General features: G+C 68.0%; 17 protein-coding genes and 1 pseudogene. 7 read left to right on the plus strand and 11 right to left on the minus strand.

Going from position 1 to position 22,871, the window contains the following annotated elements; all coding sequences use genetic code 11:
- Nucleotide 1 precedes the first annotated feature (1 nt).
- From ACW7G2_RS09620 to ACW7G2_RS09635, 4 genes are all read right to left on the minus strand, one after another.
- Nucleotides 2-919 (minus strand): TrmH family RNA methyltransferase, encoded by a 918-nt coding sequence (locus ACW7G2_RS09620; RefSeq protein WP_456975241.1) that lies wholly within the window; start codon nt 917-919, stop codon nt 2-4.
- Nucleotides 892-2,334: an alanine/glycine:cation symporter family protein gene (locus ACW7G2_RS09625; protein WP_456975127.1), complete on the minus strand. Its 1,443-nt coding sequence runs from the start codon at nt 2,332-2,334 to the stop codon at nt 892-894. Before ACW7G2_RS09625 ends, ACW7G2_RS09620 begins: the two co-directional genes overlap by 28 nt.
- A 105-nt stretch (nt 2,335-2,439) precedes the next feature.
- Nucleotides 2,440-5,574, minus strand: a complete 3,135-nt coding sequence (locus ACW7G2_RS09630) for an efflux RND transporter permease subunit (RefSeq protein ID WP_456975129.1) — start codon at nt 5,572-5,574, stop codon at nt 2,440-2,442.
- Nucleotides 5,575-5,612: 38 nt separating this feature from the next.
- Nucleotides 5,613-6,737 carry an efflux RND transporter periplasmic adaptor subunit gene (locus ACW7G2_RS09635; RefSeq protein WP_456975131.1) on the minus strand — a complete coding sequence of 375 codons (1,125 nt, stop codon included), beginning with the start codon at nt 6,735-6,737 and terminating at the stop codon, nt 5,613-5,615.
- 190 nt (nt 6,738-6,927) lie between these two features.
- On the opposite strand from ACW7G2_RS09635, the gene cysK reads away from it, so the two are divergent.
- Entirely contained in the window at nt 6,928-7,881 is a 954-nt protein-coding gene (cysK, locus tag ACW7G2_RS09640; protein WP_456975133.1) for a cysteine synthase A, read from the plus strand.
- A gap of 192 nt (nt 7,882-8,073) precedes the next feature.
- Here the strand turns inward: cysK and ACW7G2_RS09645 are convergent, their stop codons facing one another.
- From ACW7G2_RS09645 to gap, 4 genes and pseudogenes are all read right to left on the minus strand, one after another.
- On the minus strand, nt 8,074-9,084 hold the full coding sequence (locus ACW7G2_RS09645) for a class I fructose-bisphosphate aldolase (protein WP_456975135.1): 1,011 nt from the start codon (nt 9,082-9,084) through the stop codon (nt 8,074-8,076).
- Between the two features lie 58 nt (nt 9,085-9,142).
- Nucleotides 9,143-10,610, minus strand: a pseudogene (gene pyk / locus ACW7G2_RS09650) (pyruvate kinase).
- Between the two features lie 66 nt (nt 10,611-10,676).
- Nucleotides 10,677-11,858 (minus strand): phosphoglycerate kinase, encoded by a 1,182-nt coding sequence (locus ACW7G2_RS09655; protein WP_456975137.1) that lies wholly within the window; start codon nt 11,856-11,858, stop codon nt 10,677-10,679.
- Between the two features lie 259 nt (nt 11,859-12,117).
- Nucleotides 12,118-13,122 (minus strand): type I glyceraldehyde-3-phosphate dehydrogenase, encoded by a 1,005-nt coding sequence (gap, locus tag ACW7G2_RS09660; RefSeq protein WP_456975139.1) that lies wholly within the window; start codon nt 13,120-13,122, stop codon nt 12,118-12,120.
- Nucleotides 13,123-13,291: 169 nt separating this feature from the next.
- Here gap and ACW7G2_RS09665 point away from each other — a divergent pair, with 169 nt between their 5' ends.
- From ACW7G2_RS09665 to ACW7G2_RS09690, 6 genes are all read left to right on the plus strand, one after another.
- A complete protein-coding gene (locus ACW7G2_RS09665; RefSeq protein ID WP_456975141.1) occupies nt 13,292-13,912 on the plus strand; it encodes an OmpW/AlkL family protein in 621 nt (206 codons plus the stop codon).
- A 91-nt stretch (nt 13,913-14,003) separates the two neighbouring features.
- Nucleotides 14,004-14,813 carry a S1/P1 nuclease gene (locus tag ACW7G2_RS09670; RefSeq protein WP_456975143.1) on the plus strand — a complete coding sequence of 270 codons (810 nt, stop codon included), beginning with the start codon at nt 14,004-14,006 and terminating at the stop codon, nt 14,811-14,813.
- A 70-nt stretch (nt 14,814-14,883) separates the two neighbouring features.
- Complete coding sequence (gene modA, locus ACW7G2_RS09675) at nt 14,884-15,696, plus strand: molybdate ABC transporter substrate-binding protein (RefSeq protein ID WP_456975145.1); 813 nt, start codon at nt 14,884-14,886, stop codon at nt 15,694-15,696.
- Between the two features lie 13 nt (nt 15,697-15,709).
- A complete protein-coding gene (modB, locus tag ACW7G2_RS09680) occupies nt 15,710-16,396 on the plus strand; it encodes a molybdate ABC transporter permease subunit (RefSeq protein ID WP_456975146.1) in 687 nt (228 codons plus the stop codon).
- Nucleotides 16,397-16,553: 157 nt separating this feature from the next.
- Complete coding sequence (gene modC, locus ACW7G2_RS09685; protein WP_456975243.1) at nt 16,554-17,174, plus strand: molybdenum ABC transporter ATP-binding protein; 621 nt, start codon at nt 16,554-16,556, stop codon at nt 17,172-17,174.
- 85 nt (nt 17,175-17,259) lie between these two features.
- Nucleotides 17,260-17,574: a BolA family protein gene (locus ACW7G2_RS09690; RefSeq protein WP_456975147.1), complete on the plus strand. Its 315-nt coding sequence runs from the start codon at nt 17,260-17,262 to the stop codon at nt 17,572-17,574.
- Nucleotides 17,575-17,633: 59 nt separating this feature from the next.
- Here the strand turns inward: ACW7G2_RS09690 and tkt are convergent, their stop codons facing one another.
- From tkt to ACW7G2_RS09705, 3 genes are all read right to left on the minus strand, one after another.
- Nucleotides 17,634-19,649 (minus strand): transketolase, encoded by a 2,016-nt coding sequence (gene tkt / locus ACW7G2_RS09695; RefSeq protein WP_456975149.1) that lies wholly within the window; start codon nt 19,647-19,649, stop codon nt 17,634-17,636.
- Nucleotides 19,650-19,769: 120 nt separating this feature from the next.
- Entirely contained in the window at nt 19,770-21,110 is a 1,341-nt protein-coding gene (locus tag ACW7G2_RS09700) for a dicarboxylate/amino acid:cation symporter (protein ID WP_456975151.1), read from the minus strand.
- A gap of 120 nt (nt 21,111-21,230) precedes the next feature.
- Entirely contained in the window at nt 21,231-22,871 is a 1,641-nt protein-coding gene (locus tag ACW7G2_RS09705; protein WP_456975153.1) for a BatD family protein, read from the minus strand.

The raw sequence follows: 22,871 nt of genomic DNA on the forward strand, positions 1-22,871 counted from the left end.
CCTACGGGCGGGGGCGGGACCAGGCGGCGAGGAGGACGGCGGTGGCGGCAGCCACGTTGAGGCTCTCCACGGCGCCAGTGCCTGGGATCGACAGACGCAGGTCGCAGGCCTCGGCCAAGCCGCGATCCATGCCCTCGCCCTCGGCGCCAATCACGTAGACCAGGCGTTGCGGGAGGGTCGTGGCAAACAGGTCCTGCCCGCCTTCGACCACGGTGGCGACAAGCGCGAAGCCCGCGCTTCGCAGCTGTTCTATCGAGGCTTCCGCCGGGCCTAAACGCACCAGTGGCAGCGCCTCCGCACCGCCCTCGGCGACGCGGGCGGCCGCCCCTGAAAGCGCCAGGTCGGAACCCTCCGGCAACAGCACCGCTGCGACGCCGAAGTGGGCGGATGAGCGCAGGATCGCACCCAGGTTGTGCGGATTGCCGACACCATCCAGCCACAGCAGGCACTGTGGGCCGGCCGCCAGCGTGGGCAACCAGTCGCCAAGGGGCGGTTCGGAAGCGCGCAGAACGTCGGCCACCACACCCTCGTGGTGCCCGCTGCCGGCAAGCCGTACCAGCTCGCCTTCGTCTTCCACCACCCGGTAGCCGACCCGGTTCGCCACACACCACTTGAGCAGCGGCTGCAGGTCCGGGATACGTGAGCTGGTCAAATACAGCTTGCGGATCGCCTGCGGACGGCTGGAGAATACGGCCCTGATCGCGTTGAGCCCGTGCAGACGCTGCTCGGCGCGTCGGTCCGGCCGGTTTTCACCGGGCCCCGACACTTGGGTGGGTGCCGGGCGCGGGGGCCCTTCGGGGCGCCTCCGCGGTCGTTCGCTTCCAACTTTCCCGTCCGGACGTCGGCCGCGCGGCTTCCAGGGTCCACCGTCTCCGCCGCCACCCGTTGTGCTCACTTTCCGGCTGCCTTGCCGACCCAGAAGTCGGCGTTGCGGATTTCCAGTTTGAGCGGGTCGAAGGTCGGGTCCAGCCCCAGCTTCTTCTGCGCCTCGTAGTCGCGCAGCGCCAGCAGCGCCGGCTTCTGCAGGATCAGGATGGCGATCAGGTTCAGCCACGCCATCAGGCCAACGCCAATGTCGCCCAGGGTCCAAGCCATGCCAGCGGTGCGCACGCAGCCGAAGGTCACCGCCGCCAGGATGGTGATCCGCAGCGCGAAGATCATCCACGGCCGGTGGATCTTGCGGTTGATGTAGGCGATGTTGGTTTCCGCCATGTAGTAGTAGGCGATGATCGTGGTGAAGGCGAAGAAGAACAGCGCAATCGCCACGAAGCCGGCGCCGTAGCCGGGCATCACCGCTTCCACCGCAAACTGGGCGAAGCCCGGCCCCGGTTCCACGCCAGGCAGGGCCTCGGCCAGCATCTCGCCCCCGCGCCCGACTACGTTGTACATGCCGGTGGAAAGGACCATGAAGGCGGTCGCCGAGCACACCAGCAGGGTGTCCACGTAGACCGAAAATGCCTGCACGTAACCCTGCTTGGCCGGGTGCGACACCTCGGCTGCCGCGGCGTGATGGGGCCCGGTGCCCTGACCGGCCTCGTTGGAGTAGATCCCGCGCTTGACGCCCCACTCCACCGCCAGGCCCAGCATCGCGCCGAATCCGGCGTGCATGCCAAACGCGCTTTCGAAGACCAGCATGAACATCGCCGGGATCTGGGACATGTTGAGAAACATGATCACCAGCGCCATCAACATGTATGCCAGCGCCATGAACGGCACCACCAGCTCGGCGAAGCGGGCGATGCGGGTGACGCCGCCGAAGATGATGAAACCCAGCCCGATCACCAGCACAGTCGCGGTGACGGTGGTCGGCACTTCCCATGCATTGAAGACCGCGGAGGAAATCCCGTTGGCCTGCACGCCCGGCATCAGGAAGCCCGCAGCAACAATGGTCACCAGCGCGAACAGCCACGCGTACCACTTCTGGCCCATCGCCTTTTCAATGTAGTAGGCCGGCCCACCCCGATAGCGGCCCTGGTCGTCCTTTTCCTTGTAGATCTGCGCGAGGGTGGATTCGATGAACGCGGTGGAAGCACCCAGGAAGGCCATTACCCACATCCAGAACACCGCCCCGGGTCCGCCAAACGCGATCGCGGTGGCCACACCGGCGATGTTGCCAATCCCAACCCGCCCTGACAGCGACATCGCCAGCGCCTGGAAGGACGACACCCCGGCATCGGACTTGGTGCCGCTGAGCAGCAGCCGCACCATTTCCGGCACCTGGCGGAACTGCACGAACCGGGTGCGGATGGAGAACCACAGGCCCGCCCCCAGGCACAGGACGATCAGCGGCATGCTCCACACATACCCGTTTACGGCTTCAACGAACTGCTCCACGCATTTCTCCCCGAACGTATGATTCCCCGACCCGCGACATGGCGGACTGGTCGATTCTCACCGATCAGCCCGCGTCGCGAAACCGTCCGCATCGACTACCGCCCCTCAGCCGTGCCCGCTAACCGGTGGCGTGGCGGCTTCCAGTGCTTCCAGCTTCCTGGCCAGCGCGTCGGGCGAGCGGGTGTAAGGCGCCAGCAGCGCGTACAGCGCCGGCACCACGAACAGCGACAGCAGGGTGGCGAAGGCCACGCCGGACATGATGACCACGCCGATCGTGGCGCGGCTGGCCGAGCCGGGACCGCCAGCGGTCACCAGCGGGATCGCGCCCATGATCGTGGCCGCAGCGGTCATCAGGATCGGCCGCAGGCGCACTGCGGAAGCCTCCTCGATCGCCTCACGCACGCTGCGGCCCTCGTCGCGCAGCTGGTTGGCGAATTCGACGATCAGGATGCCGTTCTTGGCTGCAAGCCCTACCAGCATCACGATCCCGATCTGGCTGAACAGGTTGAGCGTGCCGCCAGTGGCCCACAGCCCCAGCAGCGCACCCAGCACGGCCAGCGGCACGGTGAGCATGATCACCAGCGGGTGCAGGAAGCTCTCGAACTGCGCCGCCATCACCAGGTACACGATCACCAGGGCCAGGGCGAAGGTGAGGACGATCGCCCCGCCGGCTTCCTGGAACTCGCGCGTCTCGCCTTTCCAGTCGATCTGGGCATGGCCCGGCAGCTCCTCCGCGGCAACCTGGTAGGTCCATTCGATTGCCTCACCCATGGTGTAGCCCGGCGCGAGACCGGCACTGATGGTGATCGCGCGCAGGCGGTTGAAGCGGTTGAAGCTGCCCGGCTCGGCCACTTCGCGCAGGGTCACCAAGCTGGACAGCGGCACCTGCGTGCCGTCATCGCCGCGCACCCAGGTATTGGCCAGGTCATCGGGCTCCATCCGGTTTTCGCGCCCGGCCTGGAGCATCACGTCGTACTCTTCGCCGTCGTCGATATAGGTGGTGACCTGACGCGAACCCATCATGGTTTCCAGCGTGCGTCCGATCTCCTGTACGGACACGCCGAGGTCGGCGGCGCGCGCGCGATCGATCTCCACCCGCATCTGCGGCCGGGTTTCCTTGTAATCCGAATCCGGATCCTGGATGCCGGGGTTGCCTTCCATGCGCACCAGCATGCGGTCGCGCCATTCGGCCAGGTCCTCGTAGTCCGGCCCGCCCAGCACCAGCTGGTAGCGCTGGCCGCGCGAACCGATCAGGCCGCCCGGCACGTTGGCGCGCACCTCCACGCCCGGCAGGTCGACGAAACTGTCGCGCAGCGAGGCGACCACTTCGGCGGTGCTTTCCTCGCGCTCGCGCCAGTCCTTGAGGAACACGATCACCGCGCCCGAATGCATTTCCTCGGTGCCACCCCAGCCGCGCGGCACCCGTGAATTGGCCCGCTCGATCGGCCCGTCACCGCCCACGTAGTCGGCAAAGATCCGCTCCACGCCCTGGATCTGGGACACGGTGTAATCAAAGCCCGCACCCTCCGGGCCGTCCACCGCAACGAAGAAGCGGCCGCGGTCCTCGGCTGGCGACAGCTCGCTGGGTACGTGCCAGAACAGCACTGCCGCCGCTGCCAGGCAGGCCAGCATGGCCAGCGACACCAGCACCGCAAGGCGCAGCGTGGGCATGGCCACCATCCGCCCAATCCCGCCGCCATAGGCACTGCTGGTGCGCCGCAGCAGCCGGTTGACCCACGCATTGAACCCGGTGGGTTTGACGTTTGCCCGCACCAGCTTGGAGCACATCATCGGCGTCAGGGTCAGGGCCACGAACGCCGACAGTGCCACCGCCGCGGCCAGCGCCACGGACAGCTCGCGGAACAGGCGCCCGCTGTTGCCCTCCATGAAGCCGACCGGCAGGAACACCGCCACCAGCACCGCGGTGGTCGCGATTACTGCGAATGCCACCTGCGCGGTGCCGCGCTTGGCCGCCACCAGCGGCGGCTCGCCCAGATCGGCCCGGCGCTGCACGTTTTCCAGCACGATGATGGCGTCGTCCACCACCAGCCCGATACACAGCACCAGGGCGAGCAGGGTCAGCAGGTTGATCGAGAATCCGAACGCATACAGCGCAATGAACGCCGCCACCAGGCACACCGGTACCGTGATCGCCGGGATCAGCGCCGCGCGCAGTTTGCCCAGGAACAGCCAGATCACCAGGAACACCAGCAGCATGGCCTCGGCCAGGGTCCAGTACACCCGGTCCACCGCAGCCTCGATGAACTGCGTGTTGTCCGAGGCGACGAAGATCTCAGTGCCCTGGGGCAGGCTGTCCTGGATCCGCACCGCCTCCTCGCGCGCCGCGCGGGCCACGTCCAGCGCATTGGCGGTGGAGGTGCGCACGATCCCCAGACCCACGTTCGGGATCGAATTGCTGCGCATGTAGGAACGGCGCTCGCGCGGCCCGATCTCGACCTCGGCCACGTCGCCCAGGCGCACCACGTAGCCATCGCTGCCGCGCCGGAGCGGCAGCGCAGCGAATTCTTCGGGGGTCTGGTAACCGCGCTCCACCCGCAGGGTGAAGTCGCGCGTCTCCGATTCGATGCGCCCGGCCGGCAGCTCCACGTTCTGGCTGCGCAGCGAGCTTTCCACGTCCGCGGCGGTGATCCCGCGGGCAGCCATGGCGTCGCGGTCCAGCCAGATCCGCATCGAATAGCGCTGGCTGCCGCTCAGTTGCACCCGCGCCACACCGTCAAGCGCCGACAGGCGGTCCATCACGTAGCGGTCCGCGTAGTCGCTCAGCTCCATGGTATCCATCGTCGCCGAGCGCATGTTCAACCACAGGATCGCGTCGGCGTCGGCTTCCACCTTGGAAATATCCGGCGGGTCGGCCTCGATCGGCAGGCGGTCGGCCACCCGGCTGATCGCATCGCGTACATCATTGGCCGCGGCCTCGATGTCGCGGGAAATATTGAACTCGATGGTCACGTCGGAGCGGCCGTTGCGGCTGCGCGACTGGATGGTGTTGATGCCCTCGATGCCGGCCAGGGCATCTTCCAGGATCTGGGTGATGCGGGTTTCCACTACCGCGGCCGACGCACCCGGATAGGTCACGTCCACCGACACGATCGGCGGATCGATGTTCGGCATCTCGCGCAGGGTCAGCCGCATGAAGGCCATCAGGCCCAGCACCACCAGGAGCAGGCTCATCACCACCGCGAAGACCGGGCGTTTGATGGAAAGATCTGAAATGCGCATCGGCTGGCTGGATCCGGTGGGGTCGGGAGGGTGACGGGCTACTGGATGACTGCGTCGTCGTAGGCGCGGTCGTCACTGGAAGACGACGGCTCCACATAGGCGTCGGGGCTGACATCCATGATCGCCAGGCCCGGCCGCAGCTTGCCGGTGCCGTCCACCACGATCCGGTCGCCCGGCTCCAGGCCGTCAACCACTTCGGCCCGCCCGGCCACGCGTGCGCCCACCTGGATCCGCACCTGCTCCACGGTCTGGTCTTCACGGACCCGGTAGACGAAGGTATCGCGGCCCACCTGCACCACCGAGATTTCCGGCACCACCAGCGCTTCGCGCGCCGGCCGGTCCAGGCGCACCCGGATCAGCATGCCCGGCCGCAATTCGCGATTGGCATTGGGGAAGCTGCCGCGCACGGTCACCGCGCGCGTGCTGGAGTCCACCCGCGAATCAATCATCGCGACCTCGCCTTCGAAGTCTTTCCCAGGCCACGCCGAGCTGCGCCCGGTCAGCTGCTGGCCCTCGGCCAGATGGGCCAGCTGCACTTCGGGCACGGGAAAGTCCACATACACCCGGGAAATATCATCCAGGGAGGCGATCTCGGTACCGGGCTGCACCAGCGCCCCCGGGCTGACCCGGCGGATGCCCAGCACCCCGGCGAACGGCGCGCGAATCGAACGGTCGCCCAGGTTGGCCCGGATCTCGGCCACACGCGCCCGGGCGGCATCGCGGGTCGCACGCTGGGTATCCAGCATGGCGCTGGCGATCAGCTGCTGCTCGGCCAGCTGCTCCTGGCGACGGTACAGCCGTTCGGCCTCGTTCTCGGAAGCCACGGCCGCGTTCAGCGCCGCCTGCTGCTGATCGCCGCTGAGGGTCACCAGCACCGAGCCCGCCTCCACGATGTCGCCGCTTTCAAAGTGCACCTGCTGCACGGTTTCGCTGACCTTGGCGGTCACCACCACCGATTCACGCGCCGCCACCGTGCCCAGCGCATCGATGGTGTCGCTCCAGGCCTCGTTGGCGACCACGGCGGTAGTGACGGTGGCGGCGGAAGCCTGCCTGCCGCTGGCGGGGGCTTCACTGCCGCCACAGGCGGCCAACATCAGGCCAGTGACCAGGAGCGCAGCGAACGGGAGGATTGGGCGGAGGCGTTGGATAGGGGGAGTCTGCATACCAGGGGGATGGATACGGCAATCCAACCGATTCTAGAGGTTGCAGATGTCATCGCCCCGTGTCGTCAGGCACAGACGCCTGCCAGTGGACCCTTGTCAACGGGCATCCCACCTGCGCGTTACACTCGGGTGCGCCCCGCGGGCGGCCCTCGCTCCGCCCGGATCCCCCACTGCAACCGGAGCTCCCCCCATGATCCATGAATCCATCCTGGACACGATCGGAAAGACCCCGATCGTGCGCCTGCACCGCCTCGCCCCCGACCACATCAGCCTGTACGCGAAGGTTGAAAGCTTCAACCCCGGCGGCTCGGTCAAGGACCGGCTGGCGCTGGCCATCATCCTCGATGCCGAGGAAAAAGGCCTGCTCAAGCCCGGCGATACCGTGGTCGAAGCCACTTCCGGCAACACCGGCATCGCCCTGGCCATGGTCTGCGCAGCGCGCGGCTACAAGTTCGTGGCGACCATGGTGGAGACGTTTTCGGTCGAACGGCGCAAGCTGATGCGCGCCTACGGCGCCCGGGTGATCCTGACCCCGGCGGCCGAGCGCGGCAGCGGCATGGTGCGCCGTGCGCGTGAACTGGCCGAGGAGCACGGCTGGTTCCTCGCCAGCCAGTTCACCAATCTTGCCAACCCTGCCTGGCACCGCCAGACCACCGCGGCGGAAATCCTGCTGGCATTCGCCGGGCGCCGACTCGACCACTTCGTCACCGGCTGGGGCACCGGCGGCACCCTGACCGGCGTGGGCGAGGTGCTCAAGGTCGCCCGTCCGGAAGTGAAAGTGGTCGCGGCCGAGCCCGCCAAGGCGGCGATGCTGCAGGGGCAGGAGTTCAGCTCGCACAAGATCCAGGGCTGGACGCCCGACTTCGTGCCCGAGGTGCTCAACCGCGACGTCGCCGACCGCGTGGTGTCGGTGGACGACGACGAGGCCATCACCATCGCGCGCCGGCTGGCGGCGGAGGAAGGCATCTTCTGCGGCATCTCCGCCGGCGCCACGGTGGCCGCGGCGCTGGAGGTGGCCCGCGATGCCGAAGAAGGTACGGTGATCCTGGCCATGCTGCCGGACACCGGGGAACGCTACTTCTCCACCCCGCTGTTCCAGGACGTCATCGAAGGCTCCGACGACGAGTGGCTCGCCGGCCTGTAAGGCCGGCCTTCGTCGAACGAATCCCGTAGGAGCGCGCCACGCGCGCGAAACCGCGTGAATCGTCGCGATGCGGCGGGGCGTCGGACAGGCTGATCTGACCGGTCCCACGCGGCACGGGCGGCTTCGCGCGCATGGCGCGCTCCTACGGGGAGCTGGCCGGCACGGGGGCCAAACGCTTGGCCCCCGCGCAGGTCAGCTTTCGCCGTCCCACTCTCCGAGCGCGGCCATGCCGTTGGCCCGGGCGCGACCGAGTACGACTTCCTGGGCGCGTGTGACGTTCGCTGCCGGGTCCTGCGCCCACACCTTGAGCGCCGCCTGCTGCATCGCGCGGCCGTAGGAAAACGACAGCGGCCACGGGTGCGGGCGCAAGCGGTTCATCGCGTCCAGGTGCGCGGTTGCGTCCTCGTCGGACTGGCCGCCGGACAGGAACACGATGCCCGGCAGGATCGCCGGCACCGCCGAACGCAGGCACATCAGGGTGGCCTCGGCCACTTCGTCCACCGCGGCCTGCTCGGCGCAGTCGCTGCCGGGCAGCACCATCGACGGCTTGAGGATCGCGCCTTCGAACATCACCTGCTGGCTGTAAAGCGCGTCGAACACACCGCGCAAGGTGATCTCGGTGACTTCGTAGCAGGCCTCGATATCGTGATCGCCTTCCATCAGAATTTCCGGCTCCACGATCGGCACCAGGCCCTGCTCCTGGCACAGCGCGGCATAGCGCGCCAGCGCATGCGCGTTGGCGTCGATGCAGGTTCCGGAGGGGGTCTCTTCACCGATATGGATCACCGCGCGCCACTTGGCGAAGCGCGCGCCCAGCCGGTAGAACTCCTTGAGCCGCGCGCGCAGGCCATCCAGGCCCTCGGTGACCGTCTCACCGGGGAAGCCCGCCAGCGGGTGGGTGCCGGCGTCCACCTTGACGCCGGGAATGATGCCGGCCTCGTCCAGCAGCCGGGAAAACGGCACGCCCGCGGTGGTTGATTGACGCAGCGTTTCCTCGTGCAGGATCGCGCCGCTGATGTAATCGCCCAGGCCCGGGGTCGTCAGCACCACTTCGCGCCACGCACGGCGGTTGTCGCCGGAGTTGGCCACGCCCACCGCGTCAAAGCGCTTGCCCAGGGTGCCGGGCGATTCGTCCAGGGCAATGATGCCCTTGCCCGCGGCCATCATGGCCTGGGCAGTCAGTGCAAGATCTTCGATGCTCATGGGGGAGGTTCCGGTAACGTCGCGTGGCGGACCGCCAGTATAGGCCCGCGGCCAACCGCTAAAGCTCGCCCAGCCCTTCCGCCCGGCCGCCCTCGCCTACCCGCAGCAGGCGCAGCGTGTTGGTGGCACCCAGGGTTTCCATGTGCTCGCCGCTGGTAAAGATGATCCGTTCGCCGTCGGACAGCAGCCCGTCTTCGACCAGCCGCGACACGCTGCCGCGCGCCGCCTCGCGCGGGGTCTGCCCACGGGTGTCGTAATCGATCGGGAACACCTCGCGCATCAGCGACATGCGCCGGCGTGCACCGGCGTGGCGCGAGAAGGCATAGATCGGTGCGCCCGCACGGAAACGCGACAGGTAGCGGGCGGTGCCACCGGATTCGGTCATGGCCACGATCGCGCGGACGCCGATGTGCTCGCTCAGGAACATGGCCGCCATGGCGATGGCCTGGTCGGCACGCTCCAGATTGCGCCCGGTCGGGCCGAAATCGATCTCATGGGTGAACTGGCGTTCGGCGCCTACGCACACCCGGGCCATCGCCTCCACCGCGCGCACCGGGTACTGGCCGGCGGCAGTCTCGGCCGAAAGCATCACCGCATCGGTGCCGTCGATGACCGAGTTGGCCACGTCCAGCACCTCGGCCCGGGTCGGGATGGGGCTGTCCACCATGGACTGCAGCATCTGGGTGGCGGTGATCACCAACCGGTTGCGGGCCAGCGATTCACGGATGATCTTCTTCTGCAGGCCCGGCAGTTCGGCATCACCGATCTCCACGCCAAGATCGCCGCGGGCCACCATGACCACGTCGCTGGCATCGATGATCTCGCCCAGGTTGTCGATCGCTTCGGCCCGCTCGATCTTCGACACCATGAAAGCGTCCGAGCCCGCCGCACGGGCCAGGCTGCGGGCCTCCTCCATGTCGGCCGCGCTGCGGCAGAACGACACCGCAATGAAGTCCACGCCCAGCTCGGCGGCAAACCCGATCCACTCGCGGTCCTCATCGGTCAGCGCGCCCAGCGACAGCCCTCCGCCCAGACGGTTCAGCCCCTTGCGATCCGACAGCGGGCTGTCGTTGAGCACGCGGGTGACGATGCGCGAGCCCTCGATCGCCTCCACCCGCATCTGCACGATGCCGTCGTCGAGCAGCAGGATGTCCCCTGTCACCAGGTCCTGCGGCAGCTGCGCGTAGCTCACGCCTACCTGGTTGGCATCGCCGTGTTCCACCGATCCATCGGCCACCAGGTCAAAGCGCTGGCCAGCCTGCAGGTCCACGCGTGAATCGCGGAAGCGGTCGATGCGGATCTTGGGGCCCGGCAGGTCGGCCAGGATGCCGACTTCCTTGCCGAGCCGGGCCGCTGTTTTCACGCACGGCGGCGGCGCGGGCCCGATGCTCGTCACGATTGCCGTGGGAGAAGTTGAGCCGCACCGCGTCGACGCCCGCGTTGAGCAGGTCCTCGAGCACGCCCGGCCCGTCACTGGCTGGGCCAAGGGTGGCAAGGATGCGGGTACGACGCTGGTGTGTTGTCACATTCGGTCTCCGGTGATCGCCCGGAAACCTAGCACAAAGCCGCGCCCCACCGGCGCGGCATACGCCTCAGCTTTCCGGACTGCGCTGCTTGAGCGCCACCACCGCCGGCAGCTGGCGACCTTCAAGGAACTCCAGGAACGCGCCACCGCCGGTCGAGATATAGCCGATGTCACCACCGATGCCGTACTTCTCCACCGCGGCCAGGGTGTCGCCCCCACCGGCAATCGAGAACGCATGCGACTTGGCGATGGCACGGGCCACCACCTCGGTGCCGCGGCCGAAGGCATCGAACTCGAACACGCCCACCGGGCCGTTCCACACCAGGGTGCCGGCCTGGCCGATCAGCTCGGCATAGCGCTTGGCGGTTTTCGGCCCGATATCCAGGATCATCTCGTCCTCGGCCACCTGGTCGAGCAGCTTCACCACCGGTTCCGCATCGGCCGAAAACTCCTTGGCCACCACCACGTCCACCGGCAGGGGAATATCGGCATGCTGGGTGCTGGCGCGGCCCATGATCTCGCGCGCGGTCTCGATCAGGTCCGGCTCGTGCAGCGACTTGCCGACCGGATGGCCTGCCGCGGCGATGAAGGTGTTGGCGATGCCGCCGCCGACGATCAACTGGTCCACCCTTTCGCACAGGTTGGTCAGCAGCTCCAGCTTCGACGACACCTTGCTGCCGGCCACGATCGCCAGCAGCGGGCGCTCGGGATCGTCCAGCGCCTTGGCCAGCGCGTCGAGCTCGGACATCAGCAGCGGACCGCCGGCAGCCACGGCCGCCTGCTGGATCACACCGTGGGTGGAGGCCTGGGCCCGATGTGCGCAACCGAAGGCGTCCATCACGAAGACATCGCACAGCGCGGCATACTTCTTCGCCAGCGCCGGGTCGTCCGCCTTCTCGCCCACGTTCATGCGGCAGTTCTCGAGCAGTACGATCTGCCCGGGCTGCACTTCCACACCGTCGAGCCAGTCGCGCACCAGCGGGACTTCAATCTCCAGCAGCTCAGACAGCCGCTTGGCCACCGGGGCGAGGGAAAACTCCGCGGACCACTCGCCTTCCACCGGCCTGCCCAGGTGCGCCATCACCATGACCGCCGCGCCCTGCTCCAGCGCGCGACGCAGGGTCGGCAGCGAAGCCACGATGCGCTGATCGGAGGTGATGCGGTCGCCGTCGAGGGGCACGTTCAGGTCCTGCCGGATCAGCACGCGCTTTCCGGACAGGTCGAGGTCGGTCATTCGCACGATGGACATAGGGAATATCTGCTCACGATCAGTGGGTTGAGCGCCCGCAGACCTTGCTTTTTCCGGTCCACGTGCATGTGGCTGCTGCCACAGGCCGCGCATTGTCCGCCTGTTGTGCCTGAGTGGCAAACCCTTACCCGTCCGGCGCGCGCGGGTGCCTGCGCCGCTGCGCGCCGGGCCACCGGACAGGCCCCGCTCGCTGAACCCCGTACAAACAGGAAGCCCCGCACAGGGCGGGGCTTCGGGGACAGCGGGTTGCAGCGCGGGCTTACTTGCCAGCCACCACGCGGACCATCTCCAGGCACTTGTTGGAGTAGCCCCACTCGTTGTCGTACCAGGCCACCAGCTTGACGAAGGTATCGTCGAGCTGGATGCCGGCGTCCACGTCGAACACCGAGGTGCGGGCGTCGCCGCGAAAGTCGGTGGCGACCACCTTGTCTTCGGTGTAACCGAGGATGCCCTTCAGCGGGCCTTCGGCCTGGGCCTTCATTTCGGCACAGATTTCCTCGTAGCTGGCGCCCTTCTCCAGCTCAACCGTCAGGTCCACCACCGACACGTTGGAGGTCGGCACGCGGAACGACATGCCGGTGAGCTTGCCATTCAGCTCCGGGATCACCTTGCCCACTGCCTTGGCGGCGCCGGTGGAGGACGGGATGATGTTTTCCAGGATGCCGCGGCCGCCGCGCCAGTCCTTGGCAGAAGGACCGTCGACGGTCTTCTGGGTTGCCGTAGCGGCGTGCACGGTGGTCATCAGCCCGCGCTTGATGCCCCACTTGTCATTGAGCACCTTGGCCAGCGGGGCCAGGCAGTTGGTGGTGCACGAGGCATTGGAGATGATGGCCTCGCCGTCGTACTTCTCGTGGTTCACGCCATAGACGAACATCGGCGTGGCGTCCTTGGACGGCGCCGACATGATCACCTTCTTCGCGCCGGCGTCGATGTGCTTCTGCGCGCCCTCGGCGGTGAGGAAGATGCCGGTGGATTCGATCACCACATCCACGCCCACCTCGCCCCACTTCAGGTTGGCCGGATCGCGCTCGGCGCTCAGGCGGATGCGCTTGCCGTTGATGACCAGGTGGCTGCCGTCCACCGAAACGTCACCGTCGAAGCGACCGTGCACGGAGTCGAAACGCAGCATGTACGCCAGGTAATCCGGCTCCAGCAGGTCGTTGATGGCCACGACCTCGATGTCGCTGCCGAAATTCTGCACCGCAGAACGCAGCACGTTGCGGCCGATGCGGCCAAACCCGTTGATGCCAACCTTGATCGCCATGAGTAACTCAACTCCTGACCACCGCACCGGGCGGCGGATTATGGGTGGGGGGAATCCCCATATTTTAGCAGCTGCGCAGAAAATAAATCCGCGACCGCCTTGATCACGGTCAACGACACGCTGTTTTGGAAACGCGACAGTAGCGGGGTGTTTCAACCAAAGGAAAAACATGAAACTGCTCTCCCCCACTTTGCTTGCCATTGCAGCGGCCTGTTTTGCGCTGCCCGCCGCCGCCCAGTCCGCGGGCGACTGGACCCTCGCCATCGGTGCCCACCAGGTGGCGGCCAAGAGTGACAACGGCTCGCTGGCCGGCGGCACCATGGATCTGGACATCGGCAACAGCATTCGCCCGACCATCGCGTTCGAATACTTCCTGGCCGATGGCTGGGGCCTGGAAGTGCTGGCGGCCACTCCGTTCAGCCACGACATCAACATCGACGGGCTGGGCAAGGTCGGCAGCACCAAGCACCTGCCGCCCACCGTCAGCCTGCAGTACCACTTCAACCGCGAGGGCACCGTGCGCCCGCTGCTGGGGCTGGGCCTGAACTACACCACTTTCTTCAGCGAAGGCACCACCGGTGCGCTGTCGGGTTCCGAGCTGGACCTGGGTGATTCCTGGGGTCTGGCTGCGCACGCCGGCATCGATTTTGACGTCGGCGAGCGTGGTGCGATCCGTCTGGACGTGCGCTGGATGGACATCGAGAGCGACGTGAAAGTGGACGGCGTGAAGCTCGGCACCGCCAATATCGACCCGCTGGTCTACGGCGCGGCCTACGTACTGAAGTTCTGACCTCCCGCCGGGGCTCCATCCCCGGCACCCCGGCGTCGCCGCGGCCCTCCCGCGGCGGCGCTTCTTTTTGCGCGCGGCTACAATCCCATCCATGAGAACCCTCCTGCTTGCCGCACTGCTGTGCGTGATCGCTGCCCCGGCCCACGCCTGGGGCGGACGTGGCCACCGCCTGGTGGGCCATGTGGCCGAATCAGGCCTTGCTCCCGCCGCACTTGCGCAGGTCGACGCGCTCTTGCAGGGCGAAGAGGATCCGGAGAATCGCTCCCTGGCCGGCATCGCCACCTGGGCCGATGAACTGCGCGGCTCCGACCCTGATCTGGGCCGCCGCAGCGCGCGCTGGCATTACGTCAACATCGGTGAGGACGACTGCAGCTACCAGGCAGACCAGCACTGCCCCGACGGCAACTGCGTCATCGCCGCGATCGACGACCAGGCCGCCATCCTCGGCGACCTCAACCGCAGCAATGCGGAACGCCTGCAGGCGCTGAAATTCGTGGTCCATTTCGTCGGGGACGTGCACCAGCCCATGCATGCCGGCTACGCCCATGACCGCGGCGGCAACGATGTGCAGCTGAATCTGCGTGACGGCACCCGCAATGGCTATGGCACCAACCTGCACGCACTGTGGGACGGCAGCCTGTTCTACAGCCTGCGTGAATCCGAAGAACGGCACCTGCGCGAGCTGGGCAAACTGCAGGTTGCGGTGCCGCCGGGGGATGCACCCGGCACCTGGGCCGAGGAGTCCTGCCGCATCGCCGTGGACCCGTCGGTGGCTCCCCAAGGGGCGCGGGTCGGCATGGACTACGTGTACCGCTGGCGGCCGGTGGCCGAGGAGCGGGTCGTGATCGCAGGCCAGCGGCTGGCCGCGCTGCTGAACCGCGTGCTGGGCGGCGGATCCTGAGGCTTCCGCCCCCGCCGGTGGTGCATGGCCAGCGCCAATCGACGCGCGGCAATGCGCTACCTTTCCAGTCATGGACCTCTCTGGCCGCCCCCTGCTGACCCGCCTGCGCTTGCTGCCGCTGGCGCTGGGCCTCATCGGCATGCTCGTCGCCTGTGGCGGGCGCGGCGAGCCGGCGACCCCGGAACAGGAAGCGCTGGTGGTATTCGCCGCTGCCAGCCTCAAGGAGTCTCTCGACGAAGCCGCCGATGCCTACAGCGCCACCGGCGGACCACAGCTGCGGGTGTCCTACGCCGCCAGTTCAACCCTGGCCCGGCAGGTTGCCCAGGGCGCACCGGCCGACGTGTATATCTCTGCCGATCAGGAATGGATGGACTGGCTTGAGCGCCAGCAGCTGATCGATTCCGGCACTCGCCGCGACCTGCTCGGCAATGACCTGGTGCTGGTGGCACCCGCCCGCGGCGACGTGACGCCCGTGGCACTGGAAGCCGGGGCCGACCTGCTGCCACGACTGGGAGAGGGACGCCTCGCCCTGGCCCTGGTCGACAGCGTCCCGGCTGGAAAATACGCGCGCCAGGCCTTTGAATCGCTGGACATGTGGCCGGCGCTGGCACCCCGCGTGGCCGAGGGCGACAGCGTGCGCGCGGCACTGATGCTGGTCGCGCGCGGCGAAGCCCCGCTGGGCGTGGTCTACGGTAGCGACGTCCTGGCCGAGCCGCGGGTGCAGGTGGTGGCCACCTTCCCGGCCGACTCGCATCCACCGATCGTGTACCCGGTTGCGCGGGTGGCCGCGAGCGGCCACCAGGACGCATCCGGATTCATCCAGTGGCTGTCCTCGCCCCCGGCCGGAGACATCTTCCGCCGCCATGGCTTCACCCACCACTGAGTCAGCCGCGAGCATGTTCACGCCCGAGGAACTGACCACCATCGCCCTGAGCGTACGGGTGGCCGGCGTGGCCGCGCTGGCCAGCCTGCCGCTGGCAGTGGCGGTCGGCTGGCTGCTTGCCCGCAAGCGCTTCCCCGGCAAGGCCCTGCTCGATGCGCTGGTGCACCTGCCGCTGGTGCTGCCTCCCGTAGTAGTGGGCTATGCGCTGCTGGTCACCTTCGGCAGCCAGGGCGCGGTTGGCCAGTTTCTCGGGCGCTTTGGGCTGGAGTTCGCCTTCCGCTGGACCGGCGCCGCGCTGGCGGCGGCGATCATGGGCTTCCCGCTGATGGTGCGCACCATCCGCCTGTCGATCGAGAACGTCGATCGGCGGCTGGAACAGGCCGCGGCCACCCTCGGCGCCTCGCCCTGGCGCCGGTTCTTCACCATCACCCTGCCGCTGGCCTGGCCCGGCTTGGTGGCCGGCGCGGTGCTCGGCTTTGCCAAGGCGCTGGGCGAGTTCGGTGCCACCATCACCTTCGTGTCCGCCATCCCGGGGGAGACGCGCACGATTTCCACGGCGATCTATGGGCTGATGCAGGTACCGGGCGGCGAAGCCGCGATCTGGCGCCTGGCGGCGATCTCGGTGCTGATCTCGTTCGCCGCCCTGCTCGCCTCAGAGTGGCTGGTGCGCCGCCAGCGCGGCCGCGAGGACGAGCCATGAGAGTTTCCGTAGGAGCGCGCCATGCGCGCGAAGCCGCGGAAAGTAAATCCGCCAGCGCAGCGTCATTCGCGGCATTGCTCCCGGAAACGCGGCTTTCCCCTGCCACCAGAATTCACGCGGCTTCGCGCGCATGGCGCGCTCCTACAAGGGGGAGCCCATGTTGAGCGTGGACATCCAGCTGCGTCGCGGGGGCTTCGAGCGCCACGTGCGGATCGAGGAGGATGCGCGCATCCTCGCCCTGGTGGGGCCTTCCGGTGCTGGCAAGACCTCGGTGCTCAACGCCATCGCCGGCCTGCTGCGTCCGCAGGCGGGCCGCATCGAAGTCGATGGACGGGTGCTGTACGACAGCGCGCGCAGCATCAACCTGCCCGCCCACCGCCGCCAGGTGGGCTATGTGTTCCAGGATGCGCGCCTGTTCCCGCACCTGGATGTGCGCGGCAATCTGCTCTATGGCCGCCACGCCCCGCGCGGGCAGGCGCGGCGGTTTGACCTTGATACGGTCGTCGGGCTGCTGGGCATCGGCAGCCTGCTCGAGCGACGCACCGCAAACCTTTCCGGCGGTGAGGCGCAGCGGGTGGCGATCGGCCGTGCCCTGCTCTCGCAGCCGGAGCTGCTGCTGTTTGACGAGCCTCTTTCGGCCCTTGACGAGGCCCGGCGCGAAGAACTGATCCCGTGGCTGCTGCGGGTGCGTGACGAGATCCGCCTGCCGATGCTCTACGTCAGCCATCACGCTGAAGAGGTCCGGCGCCTGGCTTCAGCCATCCACAGGCTCGACTGAAGCCAGGCTCTGGGCCTACTCGTCCAGCGGCCCCCACTCGTAAGCCCGCGCCGGACCGCCGGCACCCATGGGCGATAATGGCGCCATGAAAACCAAGCTTGAGCAGATCCAAAGAGCCCTGCAGGCACTCAGTCCCACCCACCTGGAAGTGCTGGACGAGAGCCACATGCACAGCCGCGGGCTGGAAACCCATTACAAGGCGATCGTGGTCAGCGATGCATTTGCCGGGAAGATGCGTGTGCGCCGCCACCAGGCTGTGTACGCCGCGCTCGGCCCGCTGATGCAGCAAGTCCACGCGTTGGCCCTGCACACCTACACCGCCGAAGAATGGGCCGCCCAGGGCGCGGCGCCCGAGTCCCCGCGCTGCCGCGGCGGCAGCCAGCACGACGCCAAGTCCTGATACGCCAATAGAAAAGGGCCGCACGTGGCGGCCCTTTCCGGTACTGCTTCGTGCCGGGCTCAGAGCGCCTTGGCGGCTTCCACGATCGCCTCGGCGGTGAATCCGAAGTGCTTGAACAGCACCCCGCCCGGGGCGCTGGCGCCGAAGCGGTCAATGCCGATCACCGCCCCGTCCAGGCCCACGTACTTGCGCCAGAAATCGGTGATCCCCGCTTCCACCGCCACCCGCTTGCGCACCGCGTTAGGCAGCACCGATTCGCGATACGCCGCATCCTGCCGGTCGAACACGTCGGTGGACGGCATGGACACCACCCGGGTGGGCGTGCCGGCGGCGTCCAGCGCGGCCTTGGCCTCCATCGCGATGCCCACCTCCGAACCAGTGGCAATCAGGATGACCTCCGGCTTGCCGCCTTCGGCATCGGCCAGCACGTAGCCGCCGCGGGCGATCTGCTGGACCTGCTCGTCGGTGCGGGCCTGGTGGGCCAGGTTCTGGCGCGAGAACACCAGGCAACCGGGTCCGTCGTGACGCTCGATAGCCGCCTTCCATGCCACCGCGGATTCCACCGCATCGCACGGACGCCAGACGTCGTTGTGCGGAATGGCCCGCAGCGAAACCAGGTGCTCCACCGGCTGGTGGGTCGGGCCGTCCTCGCCCAGGCCGATCGAGTCGTGGGTATAGACGTGGATCGCCCGGGCACCCATCAGCGCGCTCATGCGCACCGCGTTGCGGGCGTAGTCGGAGAACACCAGGAAGGTGGCGTCATACGGCAGGAAGCCGCCGTGCAACGCCAGGCCGTTGCTGATCGCGGTCATGCCGAACTCGCGTACGCCGTAGTACACGTAGTTGGCGTCCCGGCCCTCATCGGGTCCGTAGCTGCCGGCCACGTCCTTGCTGCCGCTCCACATGGTGAGGTTGGAGCCGGCCAGGTCGGCCGATCCACCCACCAGTTCGGGCAGGTGCGGGGCGTAGGCCTCGATGGCCATCTGCGAGGCCTTGCGCGACGCCACCGTGGGGCCTTCCGCCTGCAGTTTGGCGATATAGGCATCGGCCGCGGCGGTGAACCCTTCGGGCAGCTCGGCACGTGAGCGACGCAGCAGTTCCGCTGCCTGTTCCGGGAAGGCCGCGGCGTAGGCGTCGAAAGCCTTGTTCCAGCGCGCTTCGCGCTCGCTGCCGGCTTCACGGGCGTCCCAGCCTTCGGCGACCGGCTGCGGGATTTCGAACGGACCGTGTTGCCAGTCCAGTTCCTTGCGCGTGGCGGCGATCTCATCTGCCCCAAGCGGCGCGCCGTGGGTGGCTTCGCTGCCGGCCTTGTTGGGCGAGCCAAAGCCAATCGTGGTGCGGCAGCAGACCAGCACCGGGCGGTCATCGTTGGCGGCCGCAGTCTGGATCGCGGTGCGGATGGCATCCGGGTCGTGGCCGTCAACGCCACGGATCACGCGCCAGCCGTAGGCCTCGAACCGGGCCGGGGTGTCATCGGTGAACCAGCCGGCGGTGTCGCCGTCGATCGAAATGCGGTTGTCGTCCCAGAACGCCACCAGCTTGCCCAGCCCCCAGGTGCCGGCCAGCGAGGCGACCTCGTGCGAGATGCCCTCCATCAGGCAGCCGTCGCCCATGAACACCCAGGTGCGGTGATCGACGATCTCATGGCCCGGCCGGTTGAAACGCCGGGCCAGCAGCTTCTCCGCCAGCGCGAAACCGACCGCGTTGGCGAACCCCTGGCCAAGCGGCCCGGTGGTGGTTTCCACGCCGTCGGTGACGAAGTTTTCCGGATGGCCCGGGGTGCGGTGGCCGAGCTGGCGGAAGTTCTTCAGCTCCTCGATCGGCAGGTCGTAGCCGGTCAGGTGCAGCAGGGCGTAGATCAGCATCGAGCCGTGCCCGTTGGACAGCACGAAGCGGTCGCGGTTGAACCACTTCGGGTTGGCCGGGCTGTGGCTCAGGTGATCGTTCCACAGCACCTCGGCGATGTCGGCCATGCCCATGGGCATGCCGGGATGGCCGGAGCTGGCGGCCTCGACCGCATCAATGGCGAGGAAACGGATGGCGTTGGCGAGTTCGCGGCGAGTCGGCTGGGTCATGGAATCCGGACGGTAGTGGACGGCGCCCCGGAGGTTCGGGGGCGCATATTGTCCCATGAGCGCCGGCCGCCTGCCCTGTCGCGTTGGCGGAAGCCGGCGAGGCCGGAGCCCGCCCCGACCTCAGACCTGACCGGAGTCAGCCGGCGCGGGATCGACCTCATCCAGGCTGATGTCATCCTGGTCGTAACGACTCTCGCTGTGCCCGATCACCACGGCCCCGGCCATGTCGCCGCCGATGTTGACCGCAGTCCGGCACATGTCCAGGAACCGGTCCACGCCGAGGATGATCGCCAGACCCTCGGCCGGGATGCCGAACATGACCAGGATCGCCGCGATCACCGGCAAGGACCCGCCTGGCACGCTGGCCGCGCCGATCCCACCCATGATGCACATGATCAGGATCATGACCTGCTGGGTCATGGTCAGGTCCACGCCGAACAGCTGGGCCAGGAACAGCACCGTCACGCCCTCGTAGAGCGCGGTGCCGTTCATGTTCACGGTACTGCCCAATGTGCAGACAAAACGGGCCACTCGCCGGGGCACGCCGAGGTTGTGCTCGGCCACCTTCAGCGAGGTCGGCAGCGTTGCCGCACTGGATGACGTGGAGAACGCGGTCAGCAGCGCAGGCTGCGCGCGCTTGAACACCTCGATCGGGTTGCGCCTGCCAAGCGTCGCAATCAGGATCGAGAACGTGCCGGTGAAGTGCAGACCCAATGCCACCACCACGGTCAGTACGAACCAGCCCAACTGCACCATCAGGTCCAGGCCCATGCGCGCGGTCAGGGTGAACAGCAACGCGGCGACCGCATACGGGGCGGTGCGGATGACCCAGTCGATCAGCTTCAGGCTGATGTCGAACACGCCCTGCACCGCGCTGACGAAGCTGCGGGTGCCGACGCTGTTCACCACGGTGGCGGCCACGCCGAACATCAGTGAGAAGAACATCACCGCGATCAAGTCATTGTCCGCGGCCGCCTGCACCGGGCTGCGCGGCACCATGTTCAACAGCATGTCGACCACGCCGACGGGCTGCGTGCCGATGGCCACCGACCCGGTCTGCGCCGCATCGGCCATGAAGGCGTCGCGCAGTGCGGGATCGATGCCGGAACCCGGCTGCATGATGGTGGTTACCACCAGGCCGATGACCACCGCGATGGTGGTGGTGCCCAGCACCCACAGCAGGGCCTTGCCGCCCAGCCGCCCCAGCGAACGCGGATCGCCGATTTCCACCACGCCCAGGATCAGCGCCGAGAACACCAGCGGCACCACCAGCATGAACAACAGGCGCAGGAACAGCTGGCCGATCGGCTCGGTCACGTACTCGATCGTCCCCTGCAGCCAACCCGCCTCGGCGCCGACAAACACGTTGGCCGCCAGACCCAGCACGGCACCCACGGCGAAGCCGATCAACATCTGGGTGTGCAGCGGCATGCTGCGACCGGGCGCCTTGGTTGAGGTCATTGGCACTGCACTCCGGAAACTCGGGAATCGGGCAGCTTAACAAAGCCGCAACGGTATCCGGCACTGCACATCATGCCCATGACTTTGGTCACCCTGTCGCTTTAGGGGCGCACGGCGCGATCATTCCGGATACAGCGGGGGCACCGGATCGGACAGGCGCTGCACGGTGTCAGCGCTGGCCCAGCGCGGCCCTTTGGCAAATGCCGTGCGTACCCCGGCACGGGCCTTGGCCGGCTCCCCATCGGCCCAGCGGGCGCGCTGCAGGCCTTCGATGGCGGCCACCTGGGCGGGATCGCCCAGACGCGTGCGAAGGGCGTCCAGATCCGCCGCCGGTGGCGATGCCAGCCCGCACAGCGCCTGTTCCACTTCGCCAAGGTCGCCGGTGTCCAGGCTGAGCCTGAGCCGACGCATCCCGGCCCGGTTCGCACCTCCCAGCGTCGGCAGCGCAGCAGAGCCGCCCTTCCGGGGGAGGCTGGGCACCGGCCGCCGGTGCAACGCCCACATCAGCGTCCCCAGCCACAGGAACGCGAAGGCCGCCGTCGCCACCGCCCAGGACCGTACTTCGCCCTGCACGCCGGGCACCCGGATCCAGCGTTCGTCACCGGCAACGTAAGCCGGGCCGCCACCCGCCACGGTGATGACCAGCGGAGGCAACGCCACGGTGCGCGCGACACCGACCTGTGCGTCCCACCACTCGAACGGTTGCACCTCCACCTGCAGGCGTCCGGCCTGCCGGGGCAGGATGGAAAAGCGTCTGGTCAGCACCACCTGCGGCCGCCCGCGGTCAAAGTGCTCCTGCATCGCGGGCGGCTCGGCGAACACCTGGGCGCCGTTGTCGGCGCGCAGCGCGGGTTGGGGCATCTGCGCCGCGGTGGCGCCATCTGCACGCAGTTCCACCACCACTTCCAGCGCCTCGCCGGCCCGCGCCGTCTGCGGCGCTTCCACGAACCGGGCCTCCAGCCCACGCAGCGGCAGCCATGGGGTGGGAGCCGCATCCGGCATTGGCCGCACCTGCAATCGTTGCGACTCGCCGGTGGCGCGCAGGCTGCGCGGACCGCTGCCAAACATGTCGTCGAAAAACCCGCCGGCCCCGCGCCCACGGAAACGCGCCGGCGGGATTTCCAGCTCCCCGCTGCGCTCGGGCACCAGCAGGAACCTGCGCTCGACCACGCTGTAGCGCCTGCCGGCGATCTCACGGCTGTACTGCAGGTCGTCACCGATCCGCTGCAGGGCGGCCCCCTCGGGCTGCGACTGCTCCAGCTGGCCCGATACCAGCGGCGTGGCGTAGTACAGCCGCAGCACGTAACCCACCGCCTGCTGCACCCACACCTGGCCGGTATCCAGCTCGGCCTCGATGAAGGCATCGGCCCCGGCCTGTGCGGGAACATTCTCCGCCGGCACAACGGTCAGGGTCAGCGCGGCGGTGCGTTCCTGATGCACCTGCAGCGGGGCAATCGTGAACACGCCCTCGCGCCTGGGCCGCAGGGCCACGGCGAACAGCGACTGCGTCCGGGCCTGGCCATTCACCTCTTCAACCCGCCGCGTGCTGGTGTGGCCGCTGACTTCAAAATCCGCATCCAGCGGCGACCAGTCCGGCGTGGTCACTCCGTCCTGGTCGGTCTCCACGTTGAGGGTGGCCGTTTCCCCGAATGCGATCCGGTCGCGGTCCAGCCATGCGCGGGTATCCGCGCGCGCCGGCAAAGCCGACAGTAGCGTCAGCAGGGCGATCAACAGGAGGGCGGTAGGCAGCGGGCGAAACAT

This window comes from Luteimonas sp. A277, assembly GCF_054052045.1.